This window comes from Pseudomonas sp. GW460-12-10-14-TSB1 (assembly GCF_017349775.1).
GTDB lineage: Bacteria > Pseudomonadota > Gammaproteobacteria > Pseudomonadales > Pseudomonadaceae > Aquipseudomonas > Aquipseudomonas piscium.
Genome location: NZ_JACNAC010000042.1, coordinates 1 through 19,546, shown reverse-complemented (window position 1 = coordinate 19,546; position 19,546 = coordinate 1). Strand labels below are relative to the sequence as shown.

General features: G+C 65.4%; 17 protein-coding genes. 11 read left to right on the top strand and 6 right to left on the bottom strand.

The window, feature by feature from the left end; all coding sequences use genetic code 11:
• The first annotated feature begins 133 nt into the window (after window positions 1–133).
• From J4D52_RS21670 to J4D52_RS21630, 9 genes are all read left to right on the top strand, one after another.
• A complete protein-coding gene (locus J4D52_RS21670) occupies window positions 134–1,519 on the top strand; it encodes an OprD family outer membrane porin (RefSeq protein ID WP_234044331.1) in 1,386 nt (461 codons plus the stop codon).
• 22 nt (window positions 1,520–1,541) lie between these two features.
• Window positions 1,542–2,465, top strand: coding sequence for a transporter (locus J4D52_RS21665; RefSeq protein ID WP_102677623.1), 924 nt, complete (start codon window positions 1,542–1,544; stop codon window positions 2,463–2,465).
• Between the two features lie 257 nt (window positions 2,466–2,722).
• Window positions 2,723–3,391: a GntR family transcriptional regulator gene (locus J4D52_RS21660; RefSeq protein ID WP_009048994.1), complete on the top strand. Its 669-nt coding sequence runs from the start codon at window positions 2,723–2,725 to the stop codon at window positions 3,389–3,391.
• Between the two features lie 79 nt (window positions 3,392–3,470).
• Window positions 3,471–4,280, top strand: coding sequence for an ABC transporter substrate-binding protein (locus J4D52_RS21655; RefSeq protein ID WP_102677624.1), 810 nt, complete (start codon window positions 3,471–3,473; stop codon window positions 4,278–4,280).
• A gap of 11 nt (window positions 4,281–4,291) precedes the next feature.
• On the top strand, window positions 4,292–5,059 hold the full coding sequence (locus tag J4D52_RS21650; RefSeq protein ID WP_025808923.1) for an amino acid ABC transporter permease: 768 nt from the start codon (window positions 4,292–4,294) through the stop codon (window positions 5,057–5,059).
• Between the two features lie 2 nt (window positions 5,060–5,061).
• Complete coding sequence (locus J4D52_RS21645) at window positions 5,062–5,841, top strand: amino acid ABC transporter ATP-binding protein (protein WP_063430713.1); 780 nt, start codon at window positions 5,062–5,064, stop codon at window positions 5,839–5,841.
• A 32-nt stretch (window positions 5,842–5,873) separates the two neighbouring features.
• The gene (locus tag J4D52_RS21640) at window positions 5,874–7,484 is read left to right on the top strand and encodes a gamma-glutamyltransferase family protein (protein WP_102677625.1); all 1,611 of its coding nucleotides are present in this window, start codon (window positions 5,874–5,876) and stop codon (window positions 7,482–7,484) included.
• Window positions 7,485–7,607: 123 nt separating this feature from the next.
• Window positions 7,608–8,429, top strand: a complete 822-nt coding sequence (gene ppk2 / locus J4D52_RS21635; protein WP_025808920.1) for a polyphosphate kinase 2 — start codon at window positions 7,608–7,610, stop codon at window positions 8,427–8,429.
• Between the two features lie 49 nt (window positions 8,430–8,478).
• Window positions 8,479–10,263 carry a SulP family inorganic anion transporter gene (locus tag J4D52_RS21630; protein WP_102677626.1) on the top strand — a complete coding sequence of 595 codons (1,785 nt, stop codon included), beginning with the start codon at window positions 8,479–8,481 and terminating at the stop codon, window positions 10,261–10,263.
• A gap of 86 nt (window positions 10,264–10,349) precedes the next feature.
• On the opposite strand, the gene J4D52_RS21625 is transcribed toward J4D52_RS21630, so the two are convergent.
• Window positions 10,350–11,009 (bottom strand): O-methyltransferase, encoded by a 660-nt coding sequence (locus J4D52_RS21625; RefSeq protein WP_102677627.1) that lies wholly within the window; start codon window positions 11,007–11,009, stop codon window positions 10,350–10,352.
• Window positions 11,010–11,139: 130 nt separating this feature from the next.
• On the opposite strand from J4D52_RS21625, the gene J4D52_RS21620 reads away from it, so the two are divergent.
• Window positions 11,140–11,781: a TetR family transcriptional regulator gene (locus tag J4D52_RS21620; protein ID WP_102677628.1), complete on the top strand. Its 642-nt coding sequence runs from the start codon at window positions 11,140–11,142 to the stop codon at window positions 11,779–11,781.
• A 77-nt stretch (window positions 11,782–11,858) separates the two neighbouring features.
• Here J4D52_RS21620 and J4D52_RS21615 read toward each other — a convergent pair whose 3' ends face one another.
• The gene (locus tag J4D52_RS21615; protein WP_102677629.1) at window positions 11,859–12,791 is read right to left on the bottom strand and encodes a universal stress protein; all 933 of its coding nucleotides are present in this window, start codon (window positions 12,789–12,791) and stop codon (window positions 11,859–11,861) included.
• 310 nt (window positions 12,792–13,101) lie between these two features.
• On the opposite strand from J4D52_RS21615, the gene J4D52_RS21610 reads away from it, so the two are divergent.
• The gene (locus J4D52_RS21610) at window positions 13,102–13,992 is read left to right on the top strand and encodes a universal stress protein (RefSeq protein ID WP_063430725.1); all 891 of its coding nucleotides are present in this window, start codon (window positions 13,102–13,104) and stop codon (window positions 13,990–13,992) included.
• A 31-nt stretch (window positions 13,993–14,023) separates the two neighbouring features.
• Here J4D52_RS21610 and J4D52_RS21605 read toward each other — a convergent pair whose 3' ends face one another.
• The 4 genes from J4D52_RS21605 to J4D52_RS21590 all read right to left on the bottom strand — a co-directional run bounded on the left by J4D52_RS21605 (window position 14,024) and on the right by J4D52_RS21590 (window position 19,215).
• Complete coding sequence (locus J4D52_RS21605; protein ID WP_102677630.1) at window positions 14,024–15,052, bottom strand: XdhC family protein; 1,029 nt, start codon at window positions 15,050–15,052, stop codon at window positions 14,024–14,026.
• Window positions 15,053–15,129: 77 nt separating this feature from the next.
• The gene (locus J4D52_RS21600; RefSeq protein WP_102677631.1) at window positions 15,130–16,482 is read right to left on the bottom strand and encodes a cytochrome c; all 1,353 of its coding nucleotides are present in this window, start codon (window positions 16,480–16,482) and stop codon (window positions 15,130–15,132) included.
• Window positions 16,483–16,498: 16 nt separating this feature from the next.
• A complete protein-coding gene (locus tag J4D52_RS21595; protein WP_102677632.1) occupies window positions 16,499–18,748 on the bottom strand; it encodes a molybdopterin cofactor-binding domain-containing protein in 2,250 nt (749 codons plus the stop codon).
• Window positions 18,748–19,215 carry a (2Fe-2S)-binding protein gene (locus J4D52_RS21590; RefSeq protein ID WP_102677633.1) on the bottom strand — a complete coding sequence of 156 codons (468 nt, stop codon included), beginning with the start codon at window positions 19,213–19,215 and terminating at the stop codon, window positions 18,748–18,750. The genes J4D52_RS21595 and J4D52_RS21590 overlap by 1 nt, the downstream gene beginning before the upstream one ends.
• Between the last annotated feature and the right edge of the window lie 331 nt (window positions 19,216–19,546).

The window sequence follows — 19,546 nt, the reverse complement described above, 5'->3', positions numbered from 1 at the left end:
GCCTGCGGGCCCGTCCAGCGAAATCTCGCTGGATAGCCGCGCCTCGATATCCCGCCTGACGATTGCTGAAACCACCATGACCACACGAAACCAACCCCAGGGTGTGCCTGCCTTACGCCTGCAACGCTGGGCGATGACCCTCGGCCTGTCGCTGACACTGATCGATGTCCGGGCCGACAACTCCCTGGGCCAGCGCGACAACCTCAGCACCGCCATCAACGAGCGGCAAAAGGCCGAGCTGGCGGTGCCGGCCGGGTTTGTCCAGGGTTCGTCGCTCAACGGCCTGCTGCGCAACTATTACCTGGCCCGGGACAACCACAACACCCCGGCGCGGCAGGACCAGCGCGAGTGGGTGCAGGGCCTGTACCTGTCGTTTCGTTCGGGCTACACCGACACGCCGATCGGTGTCGGCCTGGATGTGCACGGGTTCTACGGACTCAAGCTCGACGGCGGAGGCGGCAGTGGCGGGGCGGGGCTGTTGCCGCTGGATTCGCAACGGGCACCCCAGGCGGATTTCTCCGCCGCCGGCGCGGCCCTGAAGCTGCGCGGCTTCGACAGCCTGCTCCAGGCCGGCGACCAGTACCTGGAGAATCCGCTGGCGGCGGGCGGGGTCAGTCGCCTGTTCCCACAGACCTTTCGTGGGCTGACGCTGAAGAACTACAGCCTGGAACACCTGACCCTGGACGTCGGCATGGTCGACTCCACCCGCCTGCGCAACCAGAGCGGGCAGAGCCACCTGACCACCAGCTATGGCAGCGGCACCAAGAGTGGGGTCGCAGCCGACCGCGAAGCCTCGCGCATGGCCTGGGCCGGGGGCATCTACAACCCAGTGGATGGGCCCACGCTGACCCTGTATGGCGGGCAACTGAGCGATATCTGGCGCCAGTACTACGCAGGCGTGAGCCAGCCCTTCAAGCTGAACCAGGGCATCAGCCTGACGCCTTACCTGCATTACTTCAAAACCCGCGACCAGGGCCGCGGCCAACTGGGGCGCATCGACAACGATACCTACAGCGGCGGGCTGACCCTGGCCGTGGCGGGGCAGAGCCTGACCCTCGGGGTGCAGAAGGTCGATGGCAATACCCCGTTCGACTACATCGCCCAGGACGACCGCTCCTTTCTCTACCTCAGCAATTCGCAGCAATACGCCGACTTCAACGCGCCGGGGGAACGCTCCTGGAAACTCCAGTACCAGACCAGCCTGGCCTTTATCGACGCCCCGGACCTGCAGTTCAGTGCTGCCTATACCCGAGGCGAGGCCGACCTGACCCGGGTCGACCCCGGCAGCCAGGGCTACGGCTACATCTATAACGCCGCCGGCAAGGACGCCCATCACTGGGAGCGCGACCTGTCGCTGCGCTACGCCGTGCCCGACGGCCGGGCCAAGGGCCTGAACCTGACCTTGCGCTGGGCCGCGCACCGCACGGGGCAGGGCTACACCGCCCCGGGCAATACCCGCGGCAATGCCAACGCCGACGAATACCGGGTGATAGTCGATTACCCGTTCAGCATTTTCTAACCGGCCGCAGAGGGGCTGTTGCATGAACCGAACGAAATGGGTCAAGGCGCTGGGCATCAGCTCGGCGCTGGCCTGCGCCACGAGCGAAGCCGACAGTGTCAGCCTGCCGCCCCTGGCCCTGGGCAATACCAGCTTCATGGACGGGGTCGCCGGCCCGGGCGGGCTGTTCGAACTGCCGGTGCAGTACTACCGCAGCCATTCGGCCTACGATGCCCGCGGCCACTCGCTCCCGGGCCGGCAGCAGGTGTACAGCACCACGGTACTGCCGCACCTGGCCTATTTCAGCAGTGACACCCTGCTGGGGGCGAATTATGGCGCCGAGGTGCTGTTGCCGCTGGTGAACCTGGAGCTGGACATCGACCAGGGCCCCAAGGGCCGGCGCACTCGCCAGGGCGATGTGATCGTCAGCCCGTTCCTGCTGCAATGGGCCCCGGTATCGTTCTTCGGCCGGCCTTACTGGCAGCGCCTGAACTTCGTGTTCTCGCTGCCGACCGGTTCCTACAGCAAGGATTCGAGCATCAATACCGGGAGCAATGTCTGGGTGTTCAACCCGCACTATGTGTTCACCTGGGAGCTGAGCGAGCGCCTGGAGGTCAGCGGGCGCATTCATTACGCCTGGTCCAGCCGCAACCATGATCCGGCGTCGGTGCTGGGGGTCGACAGCATTCAGCCGGGGCAGGCGGTCCACGGCAACCTGGCGCTGTCCTATGCGCTCTCGGACCGTTGGCGGGTCGGGGTGGCGGGTTACCAGCTCAAGCAGATCAGCGACGACCGCATCGACGGCCATCGGCAGAAAGACTCCCGGGAACAGGTGCTGGGCATCGGCCCAGGGGTGATGTACCGCCAGGGCAAGCAGACTCTGTTCGCCAACCTCTACTTTGAAAGCGCTGCTGAAAATCGCGCCCAGGGCTCGCAACTGACCCTGCGTTACCTGCGCACCTTCTAGGCGCCGCGCCTGCTAAAGCGCCACATCGGGTGACCCGCGCCCCCGGTGTTACCGCGAGCACATTTTTCGCGCCCGACAAGCCCCGTCCTGGGGCATTTTCACTCGCCTTTCTGGCTGGCGATCTTCTTCGTCAGCCTTCCTGATTATTCAAAAACCAAGCGAATCAAGCACCTGTAAAACGGGCAGGGGCTTTGGCATGCAATGTGCTTTTTTGGCTATATGGATAATTGGATACAAAAATTCAAAAGGTGTCACCGATGAAATTCGCCCCAGCCTATACCGAGCGCCAGCCCGTGACCGCGGAGGAGGAGGCCTACAACTTTCTGCTGGAAGCGATCTGCAAAGGGCGCTTCCGCACTGGCGAGCGGCTGATCGCCGAGGACATCGCCAGTGAAATCAACATGAGCCGGATGCCGGTGCGCGAAGCCTTCCGGCGCCTGGATGCCGATGGCCTGGTGACCCTGCGGCCCAATCGCGGGGCCATTGTCCGTGGCTTGAACATCGATGAAATGCGCGAAGTCTTCGAAATGCGCAGCGCCCTCGAAGGGCTGGCGATCCGCGTGGCGGTGGGCAAGATCACCGAGCGCCATTTCAGCCATCTGGAGCGCCTGCTCGACGAGATGGACGACTACCGCGAAGACGGTGCCGAGTGGGTCAGCCGCCATCGCGCCTTCCATGAATACCTGTGCAGCCTGAGCGAGCGCCCGCGGCTGATGCGGCAGATCTCGGCGCTGTATTCGGTGATCGAGCCGCACATGCGTCTGTGGCTGCAACACGCCGACAAACCCCGCAGCGCCCGTGACGAACACGCCTCGATCATTGCCGCGCTGCGTTCCGGCGACCCGGACAAGGCGGCGCAGGTGGTGTGCGAGCACATCGAGGGCACCATCCCGCGGCTGATCCAGTTCCTGGAGGCCCATCAGTAACCACGCACTTTTCGCCGGGCGCTTCACGCTTGCCGTGAGCGCCGGTCCCCTTGCTACCCGACATGACTGGAGTAATGCCATGCACAAGCCTTGCGCGTCAGTTGCCGTTTTTACCTTGAGTCTATGTTGTTCCCTATGGGCGCAGGCCGCCCCCGAGTTGCCGGAGCGCTTGAGCAAGAGCGAAAAGATCGTCTACTGCTCCGGCATGGACTCGCCGCCGCTGGTGTCGTTCGACACGCAACAGAAACCGGTGGGGCTGCAGGTGGACATGGGCGAGGCGATTGCCCAGCGCCTGGGCGGCAAGCAAGTCGAGTGGCGCATCTCGCCTTTCGCCGGGCTGATTCCGGCACTGCTGGCGCAGCAATGCGACATGATCGTCGACCAGCTGTTCGATAAACCCGAGCGCCGGGAAGTGATCGACATCGTCAACTTCATGTACTCCAGCCAGTCCATCGTCGTGCCCAAGGGCAACCCGAAGGCGGTGAACAGCCTTGGGGACCTGTCCGGGCTCAAGGTGGCGGTCAGCAATGGTTCGACCATCCGCATCCTGCTGGGTGCCGAGAACGACAAGCTGGTGGCGGCCGGCAAGCCGCCGATGAAACTGGTGGTGTACAACGTCGACGCCGATGCCTTCCAGGCGCTGCGCATCAACCAGGTGGACGCCTTCGGTACCACGGTGGAGTCCGCCGGGCACTATCAGCAACTGGCCCCGGACCTGTTCCAGTCGGCGGTGCCAGCGTTCAACCGGATCCTCACCGGCTTCGGCGTGCGCAAGCAGGACCCGCAACTGAGCGCGGCGCTGGGCAAGGTCTTGCAGGACATGCGCGCCGACGGCAGCTACACCGCGTTGCTGGATAAATGGCACGTCAGCGGCGACAAACTGGACTGAGGGCAGACTCGATGAACTTCAATTGGGACGTGTTCTGGCAGTACCTGTTGCTGCCCAGCGATGTCTACCTGACGGGGCTCGGGCTGACTTGCCTGATCAGCGTGTCGGCCATGCTCCTGGGCTGTGTGCTGGGGTTGCTGGCGGCGCTGATGAAGCTGTCGCGCAACCCGCTGTTGCAGTACCCGGTGCGCTTCTATGTGTGGCTGATGCGCGGCACGCCGCTGCTGGTGCAGATCGTGTTCCTGTACACCGCGCTGGCGGCCGGGGGGATTTTCCGCTTCGAGGACCTGGACCTGGGCTGGTTCGTGGTGCCGGGCAATATCCAGGCGGCGATCATCGCCCTGGGCCTCAACGAAGGCGCGTACATGGCCGAGATCATCCGCGCCGGCATCGGTGCGGTGGATAAAGGACAGTATGAAGCCGGGCGCTCCCTGGGCATGACTTTCCCCAAGCTGATGCGGCGCATCGTGCTGCCCCAGGCGTTTCGAGTGATAGTCCCGCCGCTGGGCAACGAGTTCAACGTGATGCTGAAGAACACCACCCTGGTCAGCGTCATCGGTGTGCAGGAGCTGCTGCTCAGTACCCAGATGGTGACCTCGGCCACCTTCCGGGTGTTCGAGCTGTACCTGGTGGTTGCCATCTACTTCCTGGCGTTGACCACGCTCTGGGGCTTCTTCCAGCGTTGGCTGGAGAACCGCTTCGGCCAGTCCGAGCGCCCGGCACCGGCGGCCAGCCGCCTGTTCGGGCGTCACACCATGAAACTGCTGAGGGGGCGTTGAGCATGGCGCACATGAGTGAAGAACTGGTCATCGAAGCCCTGGATATTCACAAGTCCTTCGGCGACCTGGAGATTCTCAAGGGCATCTCCCTGCAAGTGCGGCGCGGCGAAGTGGTGGTGCTGATCGGCGCCTCCGGTTCGGGCAAGACCACCTTTATCCGTTGCATCAATCTGCTGGAAGACATCCAGGCCGGGCAGATCCGCGTCGCCGGCCAGCCCATGGGCTACCGCACGCGGGCCAACGGCAGCCTGGTGCGCGACTCGGAGCGCAACATCGCCCGCCAGCGCCGGGACATCGGCATGGTGTTCCAGCGCTTCAACCTGTTCCCGCACATGACCGCCCTGGAAAACATTATCGAGGCGCCGATCCACGTCCTCGGCGTGCCACGCGCCGCCGCGGAGGAACAGGCGCGGGCGCTGCTCAAGCGCGTGGGGCTGGCGGAGAAGGCCGGCCACTATCCTTCAATGCTGTCCGGCGGCCAGCAACAGCGGGTGGCGATCGCCCGGGCGCTGGCGATGAAACCCCAGGCGATGCTGTTCGACGAGCCGACCAGCGCCCTCGACCCGGAGACGGTGGGCGAAGTGCTGCAAGTGATGAAGGAGCTGGCGGAGGAGGGCATGACCATGGTGGTGGTCACCCACGAAATGGGTTTTGCCCGCGAAGTGGCCGACCGGGTGGTGGTGCTCGATCAAGGTGAGCTGATCGAGCAAGGCCCGCCCGAACAGATCTTCAGCCAGCCCCGCCACGCCCGGACCCGGGCCTTTCTCAGCCGGGTGTTGTGAACCCGAATCTTCAACCTTGTGTGAGTCCTGCCATGTTCAAATTTTCTGCCCACGAGTATCCCTACGCCTCCCAGCGCCAAAGCGTGTTCGCCAAGCGCGGCATGGTCGCCGCCTCCCAGCCATTGGCCGCCGAGGCCGGCATTGAAATCATCCGTCGCGGGGGCAATGCCATCGACGCCGCGATCGCCACGGCGGCGGCCTTGACCGTGGTCGAGCCTACCGGCTGCGGCATCGGTGGCGACGCCTTTGCCCTGGTCTGGACCCAGAACAAACTGCATGGTCTGAACGCCAACGGCGTCGCCCCCCAGGCCCTGAGCATCGAGGCGGTGAAAGCCGCCGGCCATGAACAGATGCCTTTGCACGGCTGGACGCCAGTGACGGTCCCAGGCTGCCCGTCGGCCTGGGCCGAACTGTCCAAGCGTTTCGGCCGCCTGCCATTCGCCGACCTGTTGCAGCCCGCCATAAGCCTGGCGCGCGATGGCTTCCCAGTGTCGCCGGTGGTTGCCCTGCAATGGCAAAGCGCGCTGGAGAACTTCACCCCGAGCCGCAACACCGTGCTCGACAGCTGGTTCGACACCTATCTGATCGACGGCCGGGCACCCCGGGCCGGGGAGATGTTTCGCAACCCGGCGCAAGCCAGGACCTTGGCGGAGCTGGCCGCCAGCGGCTGCGAAAGCTTCTATCGCGGTGCCCTGGCGCAGCGCCTGGACCAGCACTCGCGGGCCACCGGCGGTTACCTGCGCGCCAGCGACTTGCAGGATTACCGCGCCCAGTGGGTCGAGCCGATCAAGGTCAACTATCGCGGCGTGGACGTCTGGGAGATTCCACCGAGCGGCCAGGGCCTGGTGGTACTGATGACCCTGAAGATTCTCGAAGGCTTCGACTTCGATCACCGCGACAGCCAGCAGACCTGGCACCGCCAACTCGAGGCGATGAAGCTGGCCTACAGCGACGGCCTGCACTACATCACCGACCCCGCGCATATGCGGGTCGCGGTGGAGGACCTGCTCAGCGACCGCTACGCGGCCCAGCGCCGGGCGCAGATCGGCGAGCAGGCGCTGACCCCGCAGCCGGGCGATCCGCACGCCAGCGGCACGGTCTACCTGGCCACCGCCGATGCCGAGGGCAATATGGTGTCGTTCATCCAGAGCAACTACCACGGCTTTGGCTCGGGCGTGGTGCTGCCCGACAGCGGCATCGCCCTGCAGAACCGCGGCGAAGAGTTCAGCCTCGACCCAGCCCACGCGAACTGCCTGGCGCCGGGCAAGAAGACTTTCCACACCATCATCCCGGGTTTCCTCAGCAAGGGCGGCGTGCCCATGGGGCCGTTTGGCGTGATGGGCGGTTACATGCAGCCCCAGGGGCATGTGCAGATGGTCATGAACCTGGTGGATTTCGGCCTCAACCCGCAGGCGGCCCTGGATGCGCCGCGCTGGCAATGGCTGGGCGGGCTGCAAGTGGGGATCGAACAGAACGCCTCGCGGGACATGACCGCCGCCCTGGCGCGCCGCGGGCACGAGGTGCAGGTGGCCTGTGACCTGACCAGCTACGGGCGCGGGCAGATCATCCTGCGCGACCCGCAAACCGGCGTGCTGTGCGGCGGTACCGAACCGCGCACGGATGCCCATATCGCGGTGTTCTGAGCCAAGGGGGCGGGTGAGGGCGCTTGTCCTTGCCGCGCCCCCAACTGGTCTGGGCAGCCCTGTGGATGCCGGATCATCGACTAGACTCACGCGATCTATAACGTCTGGCACGAGGTTCCGGTCATGGCAAAAAACAACAAGGGCGCCGCCAAGGGCGCTGCCGTTGAGCACGCGAAACTGACAAAAAAAGACTATGAGGACCAGTTGCGCCGCTTGCATGTGGAGCTGGTCAAGCTGCAGGAGTGGGTGCGCGAAAAGGGCATCAAGATCTGCATCGTCTTCGAGGGGCGCGACGGCGCCGGCAAGGGCGGGACCATCAAGGCCCTGACCGAGCGCCTGAGCCCGCGGGTGTTCCGGGTGGTGGCGCTGCCGGCGCCGACCGACCGCGAGAAAAGCCAGATGTACCTGCAGCGCTACCTGCCGCACCTGCCCGCGGCGGGCGAAGTGGTGATCTTCGACCGCAGCTGGTACAACCGCGCGGGTGTCGAGCGGGTGATGGGGTTCTGCAGCGAAGAGCAGGCGGTCGCCTTCCTCAAGGCGGTGCCGCTGGTGGAGCGGGCGATCGTCGACTCGGGCGTGATCCTGCTCAAGTATTGGCTGGAGGTCAGCCCGGAGGAACAGACCCGCCGGCTCGAAGCGCGGATCAAGGACGGACGCAAAATCTGGAAGCTGACGCCCATGGACGTCAAGTCATACAGCCGCTGGTATGACTACTCCCGCGCCCGCGACGAGATGTTCAAGGCCACCGACACCGAACATGGGCCCTGGCTGGTGGCCAACTCCAACGACAAGCGCCGCGCGCGCCTGAATATCATCTCCGACCTGCTCAGCCGCATTCCCTACAAGGAGGTACCACGGGAGCAAGTGGTGTTGCCGAAACGCCAGAAACCGGGCGGCTATCGGGAGTCGGACCATCCGCTGCGGCGGGTTCCGGAGAAGTTCTGAGCGGCACCTGTAAGCAAACCTGCGCAGTACAGCAAAGGACCCGCGTCCCATGAGCCATTCGGGGTCTTCACCGCCCGTCCCGGAACCCGGCCGCATCGCCCGCCGGGATGCCGGCGACGGGCAGAACCGCTGGAGCCGCTGGCTACCGGGGCTGCGCATGCTGCGCGAATACCGGATCGCCTGGTTGCGTTATGACTTGGTGGCCGGGCTGGTGCTGACCACCATGCTGGTGCCTGTCGGCATCGCCTACGCGGCGGCGTCGGGCCTGCCCGGCATCTATGGCCTCTACGCGACCATAGTGCCGTTGCTCGCCTATGCGCTGTTCGGCCCCAGCCGGATCCTGGTGCTGGGGCCGGACTCCTCGCTGGCGGCGGTGATCCTCGCCGTGGTCCTGCCGCTGTCCGGCGGCGACCCGCAGCGCGCGGTGGCGCTAGCGGGGATGATGGCGATAGTGGCGGGTGCGGTGTGCATCCTGGCCGGCATCGCGCGCCTGGGGTTTGTCACCGAACTGCTGTCCAAACCGATCCGCTACGGCTACATGAACGGCATTGCACTGACGGTCTTGATCAGCCAGTTGCCGAAACTCTTCGGCTTTTCGGTGGACGCCGAGGGGCCGCTGCGCAACCTGTGGGCCATCGCCACTGCAGTGCTGGAAGGGAAAACCAACTGGACCGCCTTCATGGTCGGCGCGGCGACCCTGGCGGTGATTCTGCTGTTCAGAAACCACAAACGGGTGCCGGGCATCCTGATTGCCGTCACCGCGGCGACGGTCGCCGTTGCTGTACTGGACCTTGCGGCAACCGCCGGCGTCTCGGTCTTGGGCTCGCTGCCACAAGGCCTGCCGGCGTTCGCCGTGCCCTGGATCACCCGCGCCGATATCGTCCCGGTGCTGATCGGCGGCTGCGCGGTGGCCCTGGTTTCGTTCGCCGATACCAGTGTGCTGTCCCGTGTCTATGCGGCGCGAACCCACACCTATGTCGACCCGAACCAGGAGATGGTCGGGCTCGGCGTCGCCAACCTGGCCGCCGGTCTTTTCCAGGGTTTTGCTATCAGCAGCAGCTCGTCGCGCACCCCCGTGGCCGAGGCCGCCGGCGCCAAGACCCAGCTGACCGGAGTCATAGGCGCCCTGGCCGTGGCCTTGCTGCTGATGCTGGCGCCAGACCTGCTGGAGGACCTGCCGAGCAGCGCCCTGGCCGCGGTGGTGATCGCATCGGCCATTGGCCTGATCGAAGTCAGCGACCTGCGACGGATTTATCGCATCCAGCGTTGGGAGTTCTGGCTGTCCATCGTCTGCACCATCGGCGTAGCCGTGCTTGGCGCAATCGAGGGCATCGGGCTGGCCATATTGATTGCCGTCATCGAGTTTCTATGGGATGGCTGGCGCCCTTATTCGGCGGTTCTCGGGCGGGCGAAAGGCGTCAGGGGGTATCACGACATCAAGCGTTATCCCGACGCGCAGCTCATCCCCGGCGTGGTCCTGTTTCGCTGGGATGCGCCGTTATTTTTCGCCAACGCCGAGCTGTTCCATGACCGGGTGCTGGATGCCGTGGCGGCCTCGCCGACACCGGTGCGCTGGCTGGTGGTGGCGGCGGAACCGGTGACCAGCGTCGACGTGACCTCCGCCGACATGCTGGCGGAGCTGGACGACAGCCTGCACGCGGCCGGCATCAAGTTGTGCGTGGCCGAGATGAAAGACCCGGTCAAGGACAAGCTGAAGCGGTTCGGGCTGTTCGCGCGGCTGGGCGAAGCGGCGTTCTTCCCGACCATAGGCGATGCCGTCGACAGCTACCTGGCGCTGCATCCGCTGGAGTGGGCAGGGCGCGAGGATCGCTGAGCGGCAGCGGAGCGACTCAGGGGCATGGCAAGGTCGCGGGTGATCAGGTCCCGATCTTGATCAGGACCTTACCTTCCAAGGGCGACTCAGCCGAGCCGCATCGACAGTTCCACGTCGTCGCTGAAGGGCACGGACAGGTAGCCGCTACCGGGCGAACGGACGCGGGCCAGGTAGTCCGGGCAGTAGTCCGTGTTGTCGGCGACGATCAGCGCGCCTGGCCGCAGGCGGCTTTCGACCAGGGCCAGGATATCGGCATACAGCGCCTTGGCGCCGTCCAGCAACAGCAGGTCGATGGACTCGGGAAGGTCGACCGCCAGGGTCTTCAGCGCGTCGCCCTCGCGGATTTCCACCAGGTCAGCCAGGCCGCCTTCGAGCAGGTGCTGGTACGCCCGTTGCACCTTGGACGCCTCGAACTCGCTGCCAATCAGGCGGCCGCCACCGTTGTCGCGGATCGCCGCCGCCAGGTGCAGGGTCGAGATGCCGAACGAGGTGCCGAATTCGACGATGTATCGGGCCCGGGTGCTGCGCGCCAGCATGTACAGCAGCCCGCCGGTCTCGCGCGAAACCGGCAGCCAGAGGTCCTTCAGGCGGCCATAGAAGTCCAGGTATTCGGTCTTGCTGTGCATCAGGCGCTCGCGTTCCTCGCGGGGGATGTCGGCGACGGCCGGGCTGGTCGCCGTATCGGCCTGTTCGAACAGGCGATCGAGCAAGGGCGCGAGCGGGGAAGTAGTCAGTGTGGTGGTCATGGGGGGCATCCTGTCCGAAGTTGACGCCTGGCGGCGCGTGGCTAAAATGCGATCAATTCGTCGCATTTAGAGAATATGAGCAGGTGACCCCATCCGCTATTCGCATTGGCTCCGGCCCTGTCAGGCCCTCATGAGCAATCGCCGAACCCCGCAGGTTTCCTCGCGAAAAGCCCCTAAACAGGCCCGCTCGACGGAGCTGGTCGCGGCGATTCTGGAAGCCGCTACTCAGGTTTTGGCCAGGGAGGGTGCGCAGCGTTTCACCACCGCGCGGGTGGCCGAGAAGGCCGGTGTCAGCATCGGTTCGCTGTACCAATACTTCCCGAACAAGGCGGCGATTCTGTTCCGCCTGCAAAGCGATGAGTGGCAACAGACCACGCAGCTGCTGCGCAGCATCCTCGAAGACCTTGGCAAAGCCCCGCTGGAACGGCTGCGCATCCTGGTCCAGGTGTTTATCCAGTCCGAGTGCGAGGAGGCGAGGATGCGCGTGGCGCTCAACGACGCCGCGCCGCTGTATCGCCACGCCCCTGAGGCGCAGGCCGTGAAGGCGCAGGGAGAAATGATTTTCCAGGTCTTCATGCAGGAGGTGCTGCCCGACGCGCCGCAGGCAATCCGTGCCCTGGCCAGCGACTTGATTACCACCACGCTCAGCAGCGTGGGCAAGGAGTTTTCAGAAAGCCCGCGTACCGCCGCAGAGATCGAGACCTACGCCGACGCGATGGCAGACATGTTCTGCGCCTACCTCACGCAGCTGGCGCGCCGCGCTGACCGGTAAAGGCCGCGAGGTTGCCGGGCGCCCTGGATGGCGTTCGATGCCGGTCAGGCGCGCGGGCAATCGTCCTGAAATACTTTTTATCCAGCCGTTAACACCTCTGGCGACACCACCCATACGCTGCAAGGCATCTTGTACAGCAACTGCTCCGCCGTGCTGCCGATCAGGCGCCCTATGCCACCACGATGGCCGACCCTGCCCATGACAATCACGTCGATGCCATGGGTTTCGGCGTAGCTGGCAAGGACCTTGGCCGGGCTGCCCATGATCATGTGCTGGCGCTCCGCTGGAATGCCGTTGCGTTCGGCCAGTGCGTTGAGGGCAGCGCCCTGTGCGTCGAACAGGGTCTTGGCTTTGCTCGAGGAGAAGAACGTCGAGCTCTCGTCGAAATTGAATTCGTCCGCGCCGATAGAGGACAGGTCATGGGCATAGACCACATCGAGTTCGGCGTTACAGGCGCTGGCCAGTTTTGTCGCCTCATGCAGTATCCGGTCGTTGAAGTCCTGGTACTGGTCATCGCGATGGAATGGGTCGACCGCCGCGACGATCTTGCGTGGCAACGCATGCTGCAGGTGGCTGACAAAATGCAGGGGCACCGGGCATTCGCGCAGCAAGTGGATATCCAGGGGAGTGAAGAACACCCTCGACAGCAGCGATTGATGCTCCAGGGCCTTGATCAGCAGGGCCATGGGCTGTTCTTTGAGATGAGTCAGGATTTCCTGCAGCGGGTTTTGCACCCACACCACTTCAGTGGTGACGGTGACACCCAGTTTGCGCATCGGGCGGGCCTGTTCTTCAAGCCATTGGCGATGGCGCTCGACGTAGCCCAGGCGCATTTGCTCCAGGGCCTGTTCGTTGACCAGGCTGGCCGTGGCCAAACCCTCCAGGTAGTCGAAGGCGACGATGTGCAGTGCCGCGCCTTCGACCCTGGCCAGCGCGGCGGCCCGATCGAAGGCCGGGCTGTTTTCCATCAGCGGCGAGGCGACCAGCATGAAACGTGATTGCTCGGACATGACAAATCTCCCGTGGGTGATAGCAGATAACGGCAACGCGTCTGTGGCCGTGAAAGCTTGCTGCGATCCTGCCTCCGGCCGGTGGTGCGCGTTTGATCTGTATCAAGCCGTCCGGTCGTGGAGCAGGCCAACTGACGTGCGGTCAGCCGCGAAGGGGCCCATTGATGAATTATTGATCATGTCGGCGCATTGCGCGGGGATCTGACATGGATCAGCACCCTGGAGGCGCCAAGGGAGGAATCTGGATTGACGCGGATGCCTTTATCAATGGGCGTCTGGCGCCGAAGACCCACCTGTCTGGAGGTAGATCATGAGCCAGTATCAACGGTTGCTGCTGATCATCAATCCGGCTCAACGCCATGCCCACGCCATAGGTCACGCCGCCGCCCTGGCCCAGGCCAGCGGTGCGAGCCTGCATATCGCGGCCTTGCTGAGGTCTCTGGATATTCTGTCGTTGCTTGAGGAGGGCGACCGCAAACAGGCCCGGGAAAGTTACTTGCAGGACCAGCGCGACTGGCTCGAGGCCCAGGTAGAAGACCTGCATGGCAAGGGGCTCGCCGTGACGACGGAGGTGGCATGGGTCGATGACATGGAGCAAGACATCCTCGACCATGTCGTGGAAATGCAACCCGACCTGTTGATCAAGCAGATACAGCATGAGCCGAAGCTCAAGCGCGCGTTCTTCACCCCTCTGGACTGGCACTTGCTGCGCCATTGCCCGATACCGGTCTATCTGATTGGCGGGAATGGCTACGCCTTGCCGCGCAAGGTCGTGGCAGCGGTCGAGGTGTCGGATACCGAGCCTGCGGACAACGAACTCAATGAGCGGATCATCCATCAGGCCGCCGGCCTCGCATTGCAGTGTGATGCCGAGCTGCACTTGCTGTATGCCTGTGATATTTCCGCGGCCTTCCTGGCGGATATGGGCGGTGTCGACCTGACCCTGGCGGGTCTAACCAGGGAGCTGCGCGAGGATCTGGAAAAGTCTTTCCTCAGGCTGGCCGAGCGTTTTGGCGTGCCTGCCGAGTGTCGACACTTCATCAGGGGGCAACCCGTCTCGGTGCTGAGCGAGTTTGCCCACGCCCAGGACGTGGATGTGATCGTGATGGGCAGAAACCAGTCCCGCGGGCTGGGCAAGCTGTTGGGCAGCACCACCGAACATATCCTGTATCAGGCGTCTTGCAGCGTTCTGGCGGTCTAGGGGAGGGCGCCATGGCCGGCGCCGGACCGATTCAAAGTGCCGCCACGGAGTCGAGTTGCTCGCGGGCCTGCTTGGCGCTCGAAATGTCGACGGTGCGGGGCAGGGCGACCCCGTTCTTGGCGGCGAGGATCTCGGCCATGACGCTCACGGCGATCTCGGCGGGCGTCTTGCTGCCGATGTAGATGCCGATCGGGCCGTGCAGGCGCTGGAGCGAGGCTTGGCTCTCGCCGAAGTGTTCGATCAGGCGTTCGCGGCGCAGCTGGCTGTTGCGCCGCGAACCGATCGCGCCAATGTAGAAGGCCGGGCTGTGCAGCGCCTCGAGCAGGGCCAGGTCGTCGAGCTTGGGGTCATGGCTGACGGCGACAATGCAACTGCGCAGGTCCGGGGCGAAGGCCCGGACCACATCGTCCGGCATGCCGACCAACTGCTCCACGCCCGCGATACTCCAGCCGCCGATGTATTCGGGGCGGGGGTCGCAGACCGCGACCCGGAAACCGTTGAACAGCGCCATGGTCGCCAGGTATTCGGCCAGCGCGCCAGCCCCGATCAGCAGCAGGCGGTAGCCGGGGCCCAGGGTATTGACCATCTGTTGGCCATCGAAGAAGAACTGCTCCGGCGCAGTGCTGGTGGCCAGGCTCACCTGGCCGCTGCCCAGGTCCAGGCTGCGGCGCACCAGGTGGCCGGCGTTGAGCTGGGCCAGCAGCCGTTCGAGGGCGGGCCTGGATGGGGTGAATTCGAGGATCAGCTCCAGCGTGCCGCCACAGGGCAGGCCGAAGCGGTGGGCTTCATCGGCGCTGATGCCATAACGCACCACCTGCGGCGGACCGTCCGGCAGGCAATTGCCCTCATAGGCGCTGGTGTAGCGGTGGATCAGATCGTCCTCGATGCAACCTCCCGACACGCTGCCCACCACGCGACCATCGCCGCGCAGGGCCATCATCGAGCCCACGGGGCGGGGCGAGGAGCCCCAGGTGCGGGCCACGGTGGCGAGCAGCACGCGTTGGCCGGCCTGGAGCCAGTCATGGGCGGTACTCAGGACCAGTAGATCGATGCTTTCCATGGGGACCTCTGTTGTTCATGGGAGGGGCTGCCGGCAAACCCGATCCTGGAGGAGGGGATCGCCTGCAGCCCTTCTTTTCAACGCATGTGCAGGACGATCGGGCTGCTGCTGGCCGGGTCGGTATGCCCGCGCAGCTTGCCGACCGCTTGCGCGTCGACCGCGCTACCTTGATTGCCCCAGGTGCCGCGCACGAAGGTCAGGACCTCGGCGATTTCCCGGTCCGACAACTGCTCGCGAAAGGCCGGCATGCGGTAGGCATCCGGCACGCCGGCGCTGACAATGCGCTGCGAGCCGTTGAGGGTGATGTTGATCGCCGACGCGTTTTCCTTGGCCAGTGCCGAGGTAGCGCCGGCCAGGGGCGGCATCCACTCGGCCTGGCCCTGGCCGTCCAGGCCGTGGCAGGAGGCGCAGCGGGTCACGTAGGTGTGGGCTCCGGGGCTGTCCAGGCGGGTGGCGGCGGACACGGCCTGGTACTGCCAGGGCGTGCCGTCGCGCTGCGGATCGCCGGGCAGCGACTTGAGGTAGCGGGCGATCGCGGCCAGGTCCTCGTCGGCCATGAACTGGGTGGAGTTGTTGAAGGCTTCGGTCATCGAGCCGTAGACCACCGCATGCTTGTTGCGGCCGGTCTTGAGGAACTGCACGATCTCCGGCTCGCTCCAGCGTCCCAAGCCGCTGTTGGGGTCCTGGCGCAGGCTCGGCGCGTACCAGCCGTCGAGCAGGGCGCCGGCTAGGAACGGCGCGCCGGACTCGTCCAGGGCTTTCTCGTTGAATGCCAGGCCGCGGGGGGTGTGGCAGCTGCCGCAGTGGCCCGGTCCCTGGACGATGTAGGCGCCGCGGTTCCACAGCGCGTCCTGGGCGGGCTTGGCCGCGTAGGGCGTGCTCGGGGCGAACAGACCGTTCCACAGCGCGATGGGCCAGCGCATATTGAGCGGCCAGGGAATATCGCTGGGGACGTTGGGCTGGTTGGCCGGTTGCACGCCTTTCATGAAGAACGCGTACAGCGCGCGCATGTCATCGTCGCTGAGCTTGACGTAGGACGGGTAGGGCATGGCCGGGTAGAGCCGCCGGCCGCCCGGCGCGACGCCATGGCGCACGGCGCGGTCGAAGTCGGCCAGGCTATAGGCGCCGATGCCGGTGTCCCGGTCGGGGGTGACGTTGGTGGCGTGGATGGCCCCCAGCGGCGTGGCCATTTCCAGGCCGCCGGCGAAGGGCGTCTTGCCTGGCAGGCTGTGGCAGGCCACGCAGTCGCTGACCCGGGCGACGTACTCGCCACGGCTCACCAGTGCGGGGTCGAAGCTGCTCGCCGCGGCCTGTTCCTGTTCAAAGGGCGAGGCGGGCTGGCGGGTCACATACCAGGCCAGCAGGCCTGCCGCGACCAGGCACGGCAAGGCCAGCCAGCCTGCGGTTCTTGCGAATCGGCTGTTATTCATGGGCAGTCCTTGTCGGTTAGCTGAAGGTGTATCGGCTCAATGGCAGGCTACGGATGCGCTGGCCGGTCAGCCGCGCCACCGCGTTGGCAACCGCCGGCGCCACCGCGGGGAGCGGTGGCTCGCCGATGCCGCCCATCTTTTCGCCGCTCTCGACTATCCGCACATGCACCCGCGCCATGCGTGAAAGGGGCAGGATCGGGTACAGGTCGTAGTTGCGCGCCCGTGGCTTGCCGTCCACGTAGACCGCTTCCTCCAGCAATGTCTGGGACAACCCCAGGGCCACGGCGCCATTGACCTGGGCCTCGACTATCGCCGGGTTGACGATGCTGCCCGGGTCGATGGCCTGCCAGATGTCGTGGACCTTGACCTGGCCGCGCTCGATCGACACCTCGGCGATCACCGCCGTTTGCGAGCCGAACGGCGAGGCCATGGCCACGCCGCGGGCGCGTCGGCTGCCGTCCTCGGCGGTGAACGGGCCACGCTTCCAGCCGCCGGACAGTTCGCCCACCGCCTGTAGCAACGTGGTCAGGCGCCGGTTGTCGCGCAGCAGGTGCTGGCGTAGTTCATAGGGGTCGCGGCCACCTTTGTCCGCCAGCTCGTCGAGGAAGGCTTCGTAGAAGAAGTCGTTGAGCGAATTGCCCACCGAACGCCAGTAGCCGAGCATGGCCGGCCCCTTGACGTAGATCTGCGCGATGCGTTTGTTGGCAATGGCATAGGACTTGCCCGACAGCCCCTCGACGGCCGTAGGGTCGATTTTTTCACGCTGCTTGCCAGCGATGGCCTCGGTGGGGCCTTCAGTGGCGCTCACCGCCTCGATCGCCACCGGCAGGCCTTCGGCGTCCAGCGCGGCGCGGAACTTGACCACGGCGACCGGGCGCAGCACATCGCGCACGAACTCTTCCTCACGGCTCCAGATCAGCTTGACCGGCCGGCCGACGGCCTTGGCCAGGGCGATGGCCTGTGGGTAGGGATTGGCCGAGTCATAGAGGAAATGCCGGCCGAAAAAACCGCCCAGCAGCGGCGAATGCAGGGTGATCTGCGAGGCAGAAAGACCGGTGCGCCTGGCGATGTCGTCGCGGAACATGTCCGGCGCCTGGTTCGGCAGCCAGACCTCGAGCGAGCCGTCGGGGTTGAAGCGCGCCAGGGCCGAAGGCGGCTCCAGCTGGGCGTGGTTGAGGTATTGGTTGTGGTAGGTGGCCTCGACCTGGGTCTTGGCGCTGGCCAGGGCGGCGGCCACGTCGCCTTCGTTCTCGTCGTCGCGGGCCGGGCCTTGCTGGGCGGCGAGAAAATCGCGGAAGCCATCGCTGGAAAAATCGGCGGGCATCGTCCGCACCTTCGAATCGGCGGATGCTTCCAGCCAGTCGACCTGGATGGCTTCTACCGCACGCTTGGCGTGCCACCAGCGTTCGGCGACCACTGCCACCGCGCCAGGCAACTGGTGAACGGAGTGCACACCTTTCATGGCCTTGACCTGCGCCTCGTTGCGCAGGCTGCCCACGGTCATGCCCAGGCGTGGCGCGTGCTGCACGGCGGCGTGGAGCATGCCGTCGACCTTCAGGTCGATGCTGTACAGCGCCTTGCCGGTGGATTTTTCGTAGGCATCGACGCGCCGCACCGGCTTGCCGATCCAGCGGAACTGGCTCGGGTCGCGCAGGGTGATGCTGGTTGGGTCGGGCACCGGCATGTCCAGGGCGCGACTGGCCAACTCACCGTAGCCCAGCGAGCGACCGGAAGCGGCATGCAGCACCCGGCCAGGCTCGGTGGACAGCTCGGCCAGGGGAACGCCCAGTTGTTCGGCGCCGGCCTGCAGCAGCATGGCGCGGGCGAGGGCACCCAGGCGGCGCATGGTCGGGTAGCTCATGCGCACCGACATGCTGCCGCCGGTGATGCGCAGGCCGTTCTCCATCACCACGTAGGCTTCGCCGGGCGGCGCGCTCTCGACCACGAAGGTGGCGGGATCGGCATCCAGCTCTTCACCGACGATCTGGGCCATGGCGGTGTGGGTGCCTTGTCCGCCTTCCATGAAGGGGCTGAGCAGGCGCACGCTGCCGTCCGGGCGAATCTCGAGAAACGCCGGGACCTGAGTCCCGCGTTCCGCGGCAGTCGCCGTGGCGGCCAGGACCCTGGCCGAGCCGAGCGGCAGGCCGAAGCCGAGCACCAGCGCACCCACGGCGGTACCGGTCAGAAAGCGCCGACGGGACAGGTTGACCGGCTCGTCCAGCGCCAGGTTCAGAAGTTCATTAGCGGAGTCGATGGGCTTGTTCATCAGGCGCTTTCCTTCTTGGCAGGCTGTGCGGCTAGGTCATGCACGGCGGTACGGATGGCGTTGTAGGTGCCGCAGCGGCACAGGTTGACCATCGCCGCCTCGATCTGCGCATCACTGGGCGTGGGGCTGTGCTTGAGCAGCGCGGTGGCCGCCATCACCTGGCCGGACTGGCAGTAGCCACACTGGGCCACCTGATGCTCGACCCAGGCGGCCACCACGCGCTTGCCCACTTCATCCGTTTCGATCGCCTCGATGGTGGTGACCTCGCGGCCGACCACTCCAGCCACCGGGGTGACGCAGGCGCGCACCACGTTGCCATCCACCAGCACGGAACAAGCGCCGCACTGGGCCAGGCCGCAACCGTACTTGGTGCCGGTCAGGCCCAGGTCATCGCGGATCACCCACAGCAACGGCGTGTCGGCGTCGGCATCGACCTGATAGGCCTTTTGGTTGATTCGTAGTTCCATGGCTCACCTGCTGATCATCGGTTGGTGTGTCTTTGTTTTTTCTTCAGGGAGGCGCTACGAGGCGCATCCTTGGTCAAGAAACGCTGGTAAGGGGGGGGACGTTAATCCGTTGCCCCGTGTGCCGGGCTGGCCGCGAATACTTCGGAGTTGGCCGTAAGGCCCGGTGAGTAAACGAGAAAATACGAGGAGGTATCGAGGGGTTGTGCCAGGGGCGATGCCTGGCCGGCGCTGGCTTGGGTCATGGCGGCTGGCTCCTAGTGATCGAACTCTAGCCCAGGGGGAAAGCCTTTCCTATCCGATACCCGGCAAGCTCAGAGGATCAGGCAAGTAT